Here is a 12,803-nt window from a genome sequence, read left to right on the forward strand (position 1 = left end):
TTTGTCGATGACGATGCCAACGAATCAATGCCCGTGGCGGATGCAGGTTCATCACATTAAGCAAGAAACGCCGGATGTGTGGACCATTTCCCTGATTTGCCACGATTACTATCCGTATCGCGCCGGGCAATATGCGCTGGTCAGCGTACGAAACTCAGCCGAAACGCTGCGTGCTTATACCATCTCCTCCACACCTGGCGTGAGTGAATACATCACCCTGACAGTGCGGCGGATTGATGACGGTGTCGGTTCCCAGTGGCTGACCCGCGACGTGAAACGCGGTGACTATATCTGGCTTTCGGACGCAATGGGGGAATTTACCTGCGACGATAAATCTGAAGATAAATTCCTGTTACTGGCGGCAGGCTGCGGCATCACGCCGATTATGTCGATGCGTCGCTGGCTGGCGAAAAATCGTCCGCAGGCAGATGTGCAGGTGATCTACAACGTGCGTACGCCGCAGGACGTTATTTTTGCCGACGAATGGCGCAACTATCCGGTGACGCTGGTGGCGGAAAATAACGTTACCGAAGGCTTTATCGCGGGTCGTCTCACTCGCGAATTGCTGGCAAGCGTTCCTGAACTGGCTTCACGTACCGTGATGACCTGTGGCCCGGCTCCGTATATGGATTGGGTAGAACAGGAAGTGAAGGCGCTTGGCGTGACACGCTTCTTTAAAGAGAAATTCTTTACGCCAGTGGCGGAAGCGGCGACCAGCGGTCTGAAATTCACCAAACTGCAACCGGCGCAAGAATTTTACGCACCGGTTGGCACCACGCTGCTGGAGGCGCTGGAAAGCAACAAAGTTCCGGTTGTCGCCGCCTGCCGTGCGGGTGTTTGCGGCTGCTGTAAGACGAAAGTGGTTTCCGGTGAATATACGGTGAGCAGCACAATGACGCTGACTGACGCCGAAATCGCCGAGGGTTACGTACTGGCGTGTTCATGTCATCCGCAGGGGGATATGGTGCTCGCCTAAAGTTTAATGCCCGGCAAACTTAGCCGGGCATTTTTTAAGGAATTATCGCCAGGCAGAATTACCCGCCACGGCATAACGCCCGGCACCAAGAAAAGCGACTGCCAGAGCTGCAATAAAAAAATATACCAGGCTTTCAATCGCCCAGGCTCCGGTTTTATCCAGCATCCCTGTTTTTCCCATTCCCACCATCAACCACGCCACGACCATTGTCAGGGCGATAACCAATGCGGCAGGTCGCGTCAAAATACCTAATATAATCAATATCGGCGCAACCACTTCCCCAATCAGTACGCCGTAGGCAATAAATCCAGGAAAACCTTTTGCAACCAGCATTCCACTAATACCGTCAATTCCGGCAAATAACTTATGTATCCCGTGGAAAAGCATCAATCCTCCCACCGCCAGGCGTAACAATAATTTGCCAAAATCCTCATGCGTCAGCATCCGGTTCACTGCATTTAACATTGGTGTAACCATCTGAATTAAGTCCTTTTATCGTAAAAATGTCATTCGCATCAGCCTTGGCGATTCCCGGATTAAAAGCAACAGAAATATCAGTATTCAGCCAGCGCAACAGGCAGCATCTACTAAACTTGTTACCGTTATCACATTCAGGAGACGGAGAACCATGAAACAAACGGTTGCAGCTTATATCGCCAAAACGCTCGAATCGGCAGGCGTGAAACGCATCTGGGGAGTCACGGGCGACTCACTTAACGGCCTTAGCGACAGCCTGAATCGCATGGGCACTCTCGAGTGGATGCCTACCCGCCATGAAGAAGTCGCGGCCTTTGCCGCTGGCGCTGAAGCCCAGCTTTCGGGAGAACTGGCGGTCTGTGCCGGATCGTGCGGCCCTGGCAATCTTCACTTAATCAACGGCCTGTTCGATTGTCATCGCAATCACGTTCCGGTACTGGCGATTGCCGCTCACATCCCTTCCAGCGAAATCGGCAGCGGTTATTTTCAGGAGACCCACCCGCAAGAGTTATTCCGCGAATGTAGTCACTATTGCGAGCTGGTTTCCAGCCCGGAGCAGATCCCACAAGTGCTGGCGATTGCCATGCGCAAAGCGGTGTTAAACCGTGGCGTTTCGGTTGTAGTGTTACCGGGCGACGTGGCGTTAAAACCTGCGCCAGAAGGGGCGACCACGCACTGGTATCATGCGCCACAGCCGGTAGTCACACCGGAAGAAGAAGAGTTACGCAAACTGGCGCAACTGCTGCGTTACTCCAGCAATATCGCCCTGATGTGCGGCAGCGGCTGTGCGGGAGCGCATAAAGAGTTAGTCGAGTTTGCCGGGAAAATTAAAGCGCCTATTATTCATGCCCTGCGCGGTAAAGAACATGTCGAATACGATAACCCGTATGATGTTGGAATGACGGGATTAATCGGCTTCTCATCGGGTTTTCATACCATGATGAACGCCGACACGTTAGTGCTGCTCGGCACGCAGTTCCCCTACCGCGCGTTCTACCCAACCGATGCCAAAATTATTCAGATTGATATCAACCCAGCGAGCATTGGTGCGCACAGCAAGGTGGATATGGCACTGGTCGGCGATATCAAATCGACTCTGCGTGCATTGCTGCCGCTGGTGGAAGAAAAAACCGATCGCAAGTTCCTCGATAAGGCGCTGGAAAATTACCGCGATGCCCGCAAAGGGCTGGACGATTTAGCTAAACCGAGCGAGAAAGCAATTCATCCGCAATATCTGGCGCAGCAAATTAGCCATTTTGCTGCCGATGACGCCATCTTTACCTGTGACGTCGGCACGCCAACAGTATGGGCAGCGCGTTATCTGAAAATGAACGGCAAGCGTCGCCTGTTAGGTTCGTTTAACCACGGTTCGATGGCTAATGCTATGCCACAGGCGCTGGGTGCTCAGGCGACGGAGCCGGAACGTCAGGTGGTCGCCATGTGCGGCGATGGCGGTTTTAGCATGTTAATGGGCGATTTCCTCTCAGTAGTGCAGATGAAACTGCCGGTGAAAATTATCGTCTTTAACAACAGCGTGCTGGGCTTTGTGGCGATGGAGATGAAAGCCGGAGGCTACCTGACAGACGGCACCGAACTGCACGACACCAACTTTGCCCGCATTGCCGAAGCGTGCGGCATTACGGGTATTCGCGTGGAAAAAGCATCTGAAGTCGATGAAGCCCTGCAACGCGCCTTCTCCATCGATGGTCCGGTGCTGGTGGATGTGGTTGTTGCCAAAGAAGAATTAGCCATTCCGCCGCAAATCAAACTCGAACAGGCCAAAGGTTTTAGCCTGTATATGCTGCGGGCAATTATCAGCGGACGCGGTGATGAAGTGATCGAACTGGCGAAAACAAACTGGCTAAGGTAAAAAGGGTGGCATTTCCCGTCATAAATAAGGACATGCCATGATTGATTTACGCAGTGATACCGTAACCCGACCGAGCCGCGCCATGCTCGAAACGATGATGGCCGCCCCGGTTGGGGACGACGTTTACGGAGACGACCCTACCGTTAATGCTTTGCAGGACTACGCCGCAGAGCTTTCCGGTAAAGAAGCCGCCATCTTTCTGCCGACCGGCACCCAGGCTAACCTGGTCGCTCTGCTCAGTCACTGCGAACGCGGCGAAGAGTATATTGTCGGTCAGGCCGCGCATAACTATCTGTTTGAAGCTGGTGGCGCAGCGGTGCTGGGCAGTATTCAGCCGCAACCCATCGACGCTGCTGCTGACGGCACGCTGCCGCTGGATAAAGTGGCGATGAAAATCAAACCCGACGATATTCACTTCGCCCGCACCAAATTACTCAGTCTGGAAAACACCCACAACGGCAAAGTGCTGCCGCGTGAATATCTGAAAGAAGCATGGGAATTTAGCCGCGAGCGTAATCTGGCATTACACGTTGACGGTGCGCGCATCTTTAACGCCGTAGTGGCTTACGGCTGCGAACTGAAAGAGATCACGCAATATTGTGACTCGTTCACCATTTGTCTGTCGAAGGGTCTTGGTACGCCAGTCGGTTCGTTACTGGTCGGCAATCGTGATTACATTAAACGCGCCATCCGCTGGCGGAAAATGACCGGCGGCGGGATGCGCCAGTCCGGCATTCTGGCTGCCGCCGGGATGTATGCGCTGAAAAATAACGTCGCACGGTTGCAGGAAGACCACGACAACGCCGCCTGGATGGCGGAGCAGTTGCGTGAGGCAGGCGCGGATGTGATGCGTCAGGACACCAATATGCTGTTTGTCCGCGTCGGGGAAGAAAATGCTGCCGCGTTAGGCGAATACATGAAAGCGCGAAACGTACTGATCAACGCCTCGCCGATTGTCCGCCTGGTGACGCATCTTGACGTCTCGCGTGAACAACTGGCTGAAGTTGCCGCCCACTGGCGCGCTTTCCTGACGCGTTAAGGAGAGAGACGTGCCGCAACGCATTTTAGTTCTCGGTGCCAGTGGCTACATTGGTCAGCATCTGGTGCGCACACTCAGCCAGCAGGGGCATCAGGTTCTGGCGGCGGCACGTCACGTCGACAGACTTTCGAAGCTGCAACTGGCTAATGTCAGTTGCCATAAAGTCGATCTTAGCTGGCCGGATAATCTTCCGGCACTATTGCAGGATATCGATACCGTCTATTTTCTGGTGCACAGCATGGGCGAAGGCGGCGATTTTATCGCGCAGGAGCGCCAGGTGGCTCTCAACGTCCGCGATGCGCTGCGCGAAGTGCCGGTTAAGCAATTAATTTTTCTCAGTTCACTGCAAGCCCCGCCCCATGAGCAATCGGATCATCTGCGCGCTCGTCAGGCTACGGCGGACATACTGCGTGAAGCGAATGTACCGGTTACCGAATTGCGTGCCGGAATTATCGTCGGTGCCGGGTCAGCAGCGTTCGAAGTGATGCGTGATATGGTTTACAACCTGCCAGTGTTAACGCCGCCACGCTGGGTACGTTCACGCACCACGCCCATCGCGCTGGAAAACCTGCTGCACTATCTGGTGGCGCTGTTGGAGCATCCGGCCAGCGAACATCGGGTATTCGAAGCCGCCGGACCAGAGGTGCTCAGCTATCAGCAGCAGTTTGAACATTTTATGGCGGTGAGCGGTAAACATCGCTGGTTGATTCCAGTCCCCTTCCCCACCCGCTGGATTTCGGTGTGGTTTCTCAATGTGATTACCTCCGTTCCCTCTACTACTGCCAAAGCGTTGATTCAGGGGCTGAAACACGATCTGCTGGCGGATGACACCGCGTTACGTGCGCTCATCCCACAACCGCTGATCGCCTTCGATGACGCGGTACGTCGCACCCTGAAAGAAGAAGAAAAACTGGTTAACTCCAGCGACTGGGGATACGACGCTCAGGCTTTTGCCCGCTGGCGACCAGAATACGGTTATTTCGCCAAACAGGCGGGGTTTACCGTTAAAACTTCCGCCAGCCCTCAGGCTTTATGGCAGGTGGTGAATCAAATCGGCGGTAAAGAACGTTATTTCTTTGGCAATATTTTGTGGCAGACCCGGGCGCTAATGGATCGCGCGATAGGTCACAAACTGGCGAAAGGTCGCCCCGCACGGGAATATCTGCAAACGGGCGATGCGGTGGATAGCTGGAAAGTGATTGTCGTCGAGCCGGAAAAACAACTTACCCTGTTATTTGGCATGAAAGCGCCAGGACTTGGGCGACTGTGTTTTACGCTGGAAGATAAAGGCGACTATCGCACTATTGATGTACGCGCCTTCTGGCATCCTCACGGTATGCCAGGGTTGTTTTACTGGCTACTGATGATCCCCGCGCATCTGTTTATTTTTCGCGGCATGGCAAAACGAATCGCCAGACTGGCAGAACAAAGCACAGATTAATCGAAAAAAACCTGCGTTATTCTTTCACGTTTCCCATTGCATCAAGGAGGAAATCACGGAAGAATGCGCTCGTCGTTTTATCAACAACAGTGGAATGATATGAAGGTACTGGTTACCGGCGCCACCAGCGGTTTAGGTCGAAACGCGGTTGAGTTTTTATGCCGGAAAGGCATCAGTGTGAGAGCAACCGGTCGCAACGAAGCGATGGGCAAATTGCTGGAAAAAATAGGTGCAGAGTTTGTCCATGCGGATCTGACCGAGCTGGTCTCATCGCAGGCGAAGGTGATGCTCGCAGGCATTGATACACTGTGGCACTGTTCCAGCTTTACCTCGCCGTGGGGAACGCAGCAGGCTTTCGATCTGGCAAACGTTCGCGCCACTCGCCGCCTGGGCGAATGGGCTGTCGCCTGGGGCGTGCGTAATTTTATTCATATCTCTTCCCCCTCCCTGTACTTCGACTATCACCACCATCGCGATATCAAAGAAGATTTTCGCCCTCACCGCTTCGCCAACGAATTTGCCCGCAGCAAAGCCGCCAGCGAAGAGGTGATCAATATGCTTTCGCAGACCAACCCACAAACGCGCTTTACTATTCTGCGCCCACAAAGTCTGTTCGGCCCGCACGATAAAGTTTTTATTCCCCGTCTGGCACATATGATGCACCACTACGGCAGCATTCTGTTACCCCACGGCGGCAGCGCGCTGGTCGATATGACCTACTATGAAAATGCCGTGCACGCTATGTGGCTGGCGAGTCAGGAAGCGTGCGATAAGTTGCCTTCTGGTCGTACGTACAACATTACCAACGGCGAACATCGCACTCTGCGCAGCATCGTGCAGAAACTGATCGACGAACTGAACATTGATTGCCGTATCCGGTCGGTGCCTTACCCGATGCTGGATATGATTGCCCGTAGTATGGAGCGTTTAGGACGCAAGTCAGCAAAAGAGCCGCCGCTGACCCATTACGGCGTCTCCAAGTTGAATTTTGACTTTACACTGGATATTACGCGTGCGCAGGAAGAGTTAGGTTATCAGCCGATCATCACGCTAAATGAAGGTATTGAGCAAACTGCCGCCTGGCTGCGCGACCACGGAAAACTGCCGCGCTAATCCTGGCCGTATTTCTCCAGCAACGCTTCGGCAATCGCCTGAGTTTCTGCATCCGCTTCGCCGTTATATAACGTCGGGCGGAAGTGCATCTGAAACGCCATAATCACTCGCTGCTGTTCGTGCGGCGTCATTTCAGGTTTTACGTCATAACCGTAGCGTGCCAAAAGTTCCAGCAACGATGCGGTTTCTACCGGCGTGTATGGCGCGCGCCCGGCCAGATAAAAGCTAACGCGCGATGCATCGGGCCAGGCACCAATCCCCTGCTGCGCCAGTTGCTGCCACGGGAACAGTGGACCCGGATCGTCTTTGCGCTGTGGGGCAATATCCGCATGTGCCACTACGTTTTCTGGTTTGATGTGATAGCGGGCGATAATATCTTTCGCCAGAGGAATGAGCGCCTGAATTTGCGCTGGTTCAAACGGCGTAAAATATTTCACCCCCGCTGATTTCTGCCAGCCGCGATTTTCCAGCTCAATGCCAATAGAGGTGTCGTTAATCCGCGTCGCCCCGCGCCAGGCGCTGATCCCCGCGTGCCAGGCCAGTTCTTGTTCCGGCACCAGTTGCCAGATACGCGGTTTGCCGTTGTAACGCGGCGGCACGGCTGGCACGAGGTAGTGCGAGCTGACTTTTTTATCGGTCAGCGTCGCCAGCGACGTGTCGAAATCATCCGCCGTGTAGTGGATCACCAGCACTTTAATACGGGGATATGCCGCCTGCGCCTGGCGTCGGGTGTCGAGTTGGTATCCCTCTTTCTCGACAATGCCTTTTTCCCCTGCGCACCCTGCCAGTAACAGGATCGCCGCAACCAGCCAGAAAACTCTTCTCATCGACGCGTTTTCACCGCCGTTCCGCTGACGCTGACCATCAGCATACTGCCGTTTTGCCCGACCGTTTCGTAGTCGATATCAATGCCGACCACTGCATCCGCTCCCAGCGCCCGTGCCTGGGAACCTAATTCTTCAAACGCAATTTCTCGTGCCTTGCGCAGTTCCTTTTCGTAAGCCCCTGAACGACCGCCGACGATATCGCGGATACCGGCAAAGAAATCACGGAAAATATTGGCGCCTAAAATCGCTTCGCCCGTCACCACACCGCAATATTCAACGATGGTCTGACCTTCAAGTGTTGGGGTTGTGGAAAATTGCATGATCGATCTCCTTGTATGCTAAGCCTTCGATCTCAAAAGCATTATCGGACTGATACGCTATTATTGAAAGGATATCATTATTATCGTAGAACGCTTTCAAGGTGTTCGCTTATAAGGAAATCATTATGCGCTACAGCAAATTGACCATGCTTATCCCTTGCGCACTGTTACTCAGTGCTTGCACCACCGTCACGCCAGCCTATAAAGACAACGGCTCCCGCACAGGTTCTTGCGTCCAGGGCGGCCCTGACAGCGTGGCTCAGCAATTCTATGACTACCGTATTCAGCATCGCAGTAACGACATTACCGCTCTGCGCCCGTATTTGAGTGACAAACTGGCGGCACTGCTCAGCGATGCCAACCGCAATAACAACCAACGTGAATTGTTAAGCAGCGATCCCTTCTCCAGTCGTACCACCTTGCCAGACAGCGCCCGCGTCGCCAGTGCTTCTACCATCCCGAATCGCGATGCACGTAATATTCCGTTGCGCGTGGATCTGAAACAAGGCGACCAGAGCTGGCAGGATGAGGTGCTGATGATTCAGGAAGGCCAGTGTTGGGTCATCGACGATGTGCGCTATTTAGGTGGCAGCGTTCACGCCAAAGCGGGGACATTACGCCAGTCCATTGAGAACCGTTAATCCCTTGATTAGATTATAACCCCCATAAATTGTCCGGCATTCTGTGAGGAATGCCGACATTTATGCTCGCCGAACAACGCCCTCGTTATTTTGTGCTATGTTTATTGAATAATGCGCTTTGCTTTTAACTTTTAAAGCAGAAATATTGCATAATTATTCTGTCAAAGGTACTATCTTCGACCTCAATAGCTATCAGACTGCCAGTATACGAGTGTCAATGAGTATTCAATTAAACGGCATTAATTGCTTCTACGGCGCACACCAGGCGCTGTTCGATATCACGCTGGATTGCCCGCAAGGCGAAACGCTGGTGTTACTTGGCCCCAGCGGCGCGGGGAAAAGCTCGCTGCTGCGTGTACTCAATCTGCTTGAGATGCCGCGCTCCGGTACGCTCAACATTGCAGGCAACCATTTCGATTTCACCAAAACACCGTCTGACAAAGCGATTCGCGACCTGCGTCGCAACGTCGGCATGGTGTTTCAGCAATACAATCTGTGGCCGCATCTCACCGTGCAGCAAAACCTGATCGAAGCGCCATGCCGCGTACTTGGCTTGAGTAAAGATCAGGCGCTGGCTCGCGCAGAAAAACTGCTTGAGCGTCTGCGTCTCAAACCTTATAGCGATCGTTACCCGCTGCACCTTTCTGGTGGTCAGCAACAACGTGTTGCTATTGCCCGTGCGCTGATGATGGAGCCGCAGGTACTGCTGTTTGATGAACCGACCGCCGCGCTGGACCCGGAAATTACGGCACAGATCGTCAGCATCATTCGTGAGCTGGCGGAGACCAATATTACCCAGGTGATCGTCACCCACGAAGTTGAAGTGGCGCGTAAAACCGCCAGCCGTGTGGTGTATATGGAAAACGGTCACATCGTTGAACAAGGCGACGCGCGCTGCTTTTCCGAGCCGCAAACCGAAGCATTTAAAAACTATCTCTCTCACTAAAGATTCGGGATAACGACAATGAAAAAAGTTCTGATTGCCGCGTTAATTGCAGGTTTTAGTCTTTCCGCCACAGCTGCCGAAACCATTCGTTTTGCTACCGAAGCATCCTATCCTCCGTTTGAATCTATAGACGCAAATAACCAGATCGTCGGTTTTGACGTCGACCTCGCACAGGCACTGTGTAAAGAGATTGATGCAACCTGTACTTTCTCCAACCAGGCATTTGACAGCCTGATCCCGAGTCTGAAATTCCGCCGTGTGGACGCCGTTATGGCAGGTATGGATATCACTCCAGAGCGTGAAAAACAGGTGCTGTTCACCACTCCGTACTATGACAACTCCGCCCTGTTTGTGGGTCAGCAAGGTAAATACACCAGCGTTGATCAGCTGAAAGGTAAAAAAGTCGGTGTGCAGAACGGGACGACACACCAGAAATTCATTATGGATAAACATCCGGAAATCACTACAGTCCCGTATGACAGCTACCAGAACGCAAAACTGGATCTGCAAAACGGGCGTATCGACGGTGTATTCGGTGACACCGCAGTGGTAACCGAATGGCTGAAAGATAATCCAAAACTGGCGGCTGTGGGCGACAAAGTGACCGATAAAGATTACTTCGGTACTGGCCTCGGCATCGCAGTACGTCAGGGCAACACTGAACTGCAGCAGAAATTTAATACTGCGCTGGAAAAAGTGAAGAAAGATGGCACTTACGAAACCATCTACAACAAATGGTTCCAGAAGTAATTCCTGATGAATGAATTTTTTCCTTTAGCAAGCGCCGCCGGGATGACCGTCGGCCTTGCCGTTTGTGCATTGATTGTCGGACTGGCGCTGGCGATGTTCTTTGCAGTATGGGAGTCAGCAAAATGGCGCCCTGTTGCGTGGGCAGGTTCGGCGATAGTGACGATTCTACGCGGCCTGCCAGAAATTCTGGTGGTGCTGTTTATCTACTTTGGCTCCTCGCAGTTACTGCTGACGCTTGCGGATGGCTTCACCATCAATCTTGGATTCGTGCAGATCCCGGTGCAGATGGACATTGAGAACTTCGACGTTAGCCCGTTCCTTTGCGGTGTTATCGCTCTGTCACTGCTGTATGCCGCTTATGCTTCGCAAACTCTGCGTGGCGCACTGAAAGCGGTGCCGGTGGGTCAGTGGGAATCGGGTCAGGCGCTGGGGCTGTCGAAATCGGCTATCTTTTTCCGTCTGGTGATGCCGCAGATGTGGCGTCATGCGCTGCCTGGTCTCGGCAACCAGTGGCTGGTACTGCTGAAAGATACCGCGCTGGTCAGTTTGATTAGTGTGAATGATTTAATGCTGCAAACCAAAAGCATCGCCACCCGTACCCAGGAACCGTTTACCTGGTACATTGTGGCGGCGGCGATTTACCTGGTGATTACCCTGTTGAGCCAGTACATTCTCAAACGCATTGACCTGCGCGCGACACGTTTTGAGCGGAGACCTGGCTGATGCTTGAGTATTTACCCGAACTGATGAAAGGGCTGCATACCAGCCTGACGCTGACGGTTGCCTCGCTGATTGTGGCGCTGATTCTGGCGTTGATTTTTACCATCATCCTGACGCTGAAAACACCGGTGCTGGTGTGGCTGGTGCGTGGCTATATCACGCTGTTTACCGGTACGCCGCTGCTGGTGCAGATCTTCCTGATTTACTACGGACCGGGTCAGTTTCCGACGTTGCAGGAGTATCCGGCGCTGTGGCATTTGCTGTCGGAACCGTGGCTGTGTGCGCTAATTGCGTTGTCGCTGAACAGTGCGGCGTATACCACGCAACTGTTTTACGGGGCGATTCGCGCGATCCCGGAAGGTCAATGGCAGTCCTGTAGCGCGCTGGGAATGAGCAAAAAAGATACGCTGGCGATCCTCCTGCCGTATGCCTTTAAACGCTCGCTCTCTTCCTATTCCAACGAAGTAGTGCTGGTGTTCAAAAGTACCTCTCTGGCATACACCATTACGCTAATGGAAGTGATGGGCTACAGCCAGTTACTGTACGGACGTACCTACGACGTAATGGTGTTTGGCGCGGCGGGGATTATTTACCTCGTCGTCAACGGCCTGCTGACGCTGATGATGCGTCTGATTGAGCGTAAAGCACTGGCATTTGAACGTCGGAATTAATGTGACTGCGTACACATTCGCCGGGGGGGTTTGTAGGTCTGAGAAGACGCGCCAGCGTCGCATCAGACACCTGCACGGGGCCTGTGCCGGATGCGGCGTACATAGTGCATAAATCCTTATAATGAAGACGGACAACCCACTAAGTTGTCCGTTTTTTTTTATCTAGCACAAACTATTTAATCATATTTATTGCATATAAATTCATTTGATGGCATTGTAAATCCATGCCGCAGACACGGCTAATAATCATAAGATTGACAGACGGGAGTTCCATCATGAAAAAGCTAGTTCTTGCCGCATTACTTGCATCCTGTGCATTCGGCGCTTCTGCCGCAGAGAAAATCAATTTCGGCGTCTCTGCCACTTATCCACCATTCGAATCGATGGATGCAAATAACCAGATCGTCGGCTTTGATATCGATCTGGCAAAGGCGTTATGCAAACAAATGCAGGCAGAATGTACTTTTACTAATCACGCTTTCGACAGCCTGATCCCGTCACTGAAATTCAGAAAATATGACGCAGTGATTTCCGGGATGGACATCACACCGGAACGTAGCAAGCAGGTAGCCTTTACCACCCCCTATTACGAAAACTCAGCCGTCGTGATTGCCAAAAAAGATACCTATAAGACTTTTGCCGACCTGAAAGGTAAACGTATTGGTATGGAAAACGGCACCACTCACCAGAAATATATTCAGGATCAGCATCCGGAAGTGAAAACCGTCTCTTATGACAGTTATCAGAATGCATTTATCGACCTGAAAAATGGTCGTATTGATGGGGTATTTGGTGATACAGCGGTAGTTAATGAGTGGCTGAAAACCAATCCGCAACTGGGCGTTGCGACTGAGAAAGTAACCGATCCGCAGTACTTCGGCACCGGTCTGGGCATCGCTGTACGTCCGGATAACAAAGCTCTGCTGGAGAAACTGAATAAGGCACTGGCAGCCGTTAAAGCAGACGGTACATATCAGAAAATCAGCGATCAGTGGTTCCCGCAGTAAGATTC

General features: G+C 52.6%; 14 protein-coding genes. 11 read left to right on the plus strand and 3 right to left on the minus strand.

What is annotated here, in order from left to right; translation table 11 throughout:
• The first annotated feature begins 7 nt into the window (after nt 1–7).
• Nucleotides 8–976: an NADH oxidoreductase gene (gene hcr, locus HEN21_RS08570; RefSeq protein WP_000178638.1), complete on the plus strand. Its 969-nt coding sequence runs from the start codon at nt 8–10 to the stop codon at nt 974–976.
• 42 nt (nt 977–1,018) lie between these two features.
• On the opposite strand, the gene HEN21_RS08575 is transcribed toward hcr, so the two are convergent.
• Entirely contained in the window at nt 1,019–1,453 is a 435-nt protein-coding gene (locus HEN21_RS08575; protein ID WP_000258530.1) for a DoxX family protein, read from the minus strand.
• Nucleotides 1,454–1,604: 151 nt separating this feature from the next.
• On the opposite strand from HEN21_RS08575, the gene poxB reads away from it, so the two are divergent.
• The 4 genes from poxB to HEN21_RS08595 all read left to right on the plus strand — a co-directional run bounded on the left by poxB (nt 1,605) and on the right by HEN21_RS08595 (nt 6,916).
• Nucleotides 1,605–3,323, plus strand: a complete 1,719-nt coding sequence (gene poxB, locus HEN21_RS08580; protein WP_176252377.1) for a ubiquinone-dependent pyruvate dehydrogenase — start codon at nt 1,605–1,607, stop codon at nt 3,321–3,323.
• Between the two features lie 37 nt (nt 3,324–3,360).
• A complete protein-coding gene (gene ltaE / locus HEN21_RS08585; RefSeq protein ID WP_000566423.1) occupies nt 3,361–4,362 on the plus strand; it encodes a low-specificity L-threonine aldolase in 1,002 nt (333 codons plus the stop codon).
• 10 nt (nt 4,363–4,372) lie between these two features.
• Complete coding sequence (locus HEN21_RS08590) at nt 4,373–5,803, plus strand: SDR family oxidoreductase (protein ID WP_176252376.1); 1,431 nt, start codon at nt 4,373–4,375, stop codon at nt 5,801–5,803.
• Nucleotides 5,804–5,902: 99 nt separating this feature from the next.
• Entirely contained in the window at nt 5,903–6,916 is a 1,014-nt protein-coding gene (locus tag HEN21_RS08595; RefSeq protein WP_024191085.1) for an NAD-dependent epimerase/dehydratase family protein, read from the plus strand.
• Here the strand turns inward: HEN21_RS08595 and amiD are convergent.
• Together amiD and HEN21_RS08605 are read right to left on the minus strand one after the other, a co-directional pair.
• Nucleotides 6,913–7,743 (minus strand): N-acetylmuramoyl-L-alanine amidase AmiD, encoded by an 831-nt coding sequence (gene amiD / locus HEN21_RS08600; protein WP_001255190.1) that lies wholly within the window; start codon nt 7,741–7,743, stop codon nt 6,913–6,915. The two genes, HEN21_RS08595 and amiD, sit on opposite strands and share 4 nt — an antisense overlap.
• On the minus strand, nt 7,740–8,063 hold the full coding sequence (locus HEN21_RS08605; protein WP_001160737.1) for a heavy metal-binding domain-containing protein: 324 nt from the start codon (nt 8,061–8,063) through the stop codon (nt 7,740–7,742). The genes amiD and HEN21_RS08605 overlap by 4 nt, the downstream gene beginning before the upstream one ends.
• Before the next feature lie 125 nt (nt 8,064–8,188).
• Between HEN21_RS08605 and HEN21_RS08610 the strand changes: the two genes are divergently transcribed.
• The 6 genes from HEN21_RS08610 (at nt 8,189) to artJ (ending at nt 12,798) form a co-directional block, all read left to right on the plus strand.
• On the plus strand, nt 8,189–8,704 hold the full coding sequence (locus tag HEN21_RS08610; RefSeq protein ID WP_010349649.1) for a lipoprotein: 516 nt from the start codon (nt 8,189–8,191) through the stop codon (nt 8,702–8,704).
• 217 nt (nt 8,705–8,921) lie between these two features.
• Nucleotides 8,922–9,650, plus strand: a complete 729-nt coding sequence (artP, locus tag HEN21_RS08615) for an arginine ABC transporter ATP-binding protein ArtP (RefSeq protein ID WP_000027203.1) — start codon at nt 8,922–8,924, stop codon at nt 9,648–9,650.
• Nucleotides 9,651–9,668: 18 nt separating this feature from the next.
• Nucleotides 9,669–10,400: an arginine ABC transporter substrate-binding protein ArtI gene (gene artI, locus HEN21_RS08620; protein ID WP_000756564.1), complete on the plus strand. Its 732-nt coding sequence runs from the start codon at nt 9,669–9,671 to the stop codon at nt 10,398–10,400.
• A gap of 6 nt (nt 10,401–10,406) precedes the next feature.
• Nucleotides 10,407–11,123, plus strand: a complete 717-nt coding sequence (gene artQ, locus HEN21_RS08625) for an arginine ABC transporter permease ArtQ (protein ID WP_176252375.1) — start codon at nt 10,407–10,409, stop codon at nt 11,121–11,123.
• Entirely contained in the window at nt 11,123–11,791 is a 669-nt protein-coding gene (gene artM, locus HEN21_RS08630; RefSeq protein ID WP_000895401.1) for an arginine ABC transporter permease ArtM, read from the plus strand. The genes artQ and artM overlap by 1 nt, the downstream gene beginning before the upstream one ends.
• A 275-nt stretch (nt 11,792–12,066) precedes the next feature.
• The gene (gene artJ, locus HEN21_RS08635; protein ID WP_010349646.1) at nt 12,067–12,798 is read left to right on the plus strand and encodes an arginine ABC transporter substrate-binding protein ArtJ; all 732 of its coding nucleotides are present in this window, start codon (nt 12,067–12,069) and stop codon (nt 12,796–12,798) included.
• Nucleotides 12,799–12,803: the final 5 nt, after the last annotated feature.

Origin of the sequence: Escherichia sp. 93.1518 (assembly GCF_013368915.2) — a bacterium.
Taxonomy (GTDB): Bacteria; Pseudomonadota; Gammaproteobacteria; order Enterobacterales; family Enterobacteriaceae; genus Escherichia; species Escherichia ruysiae.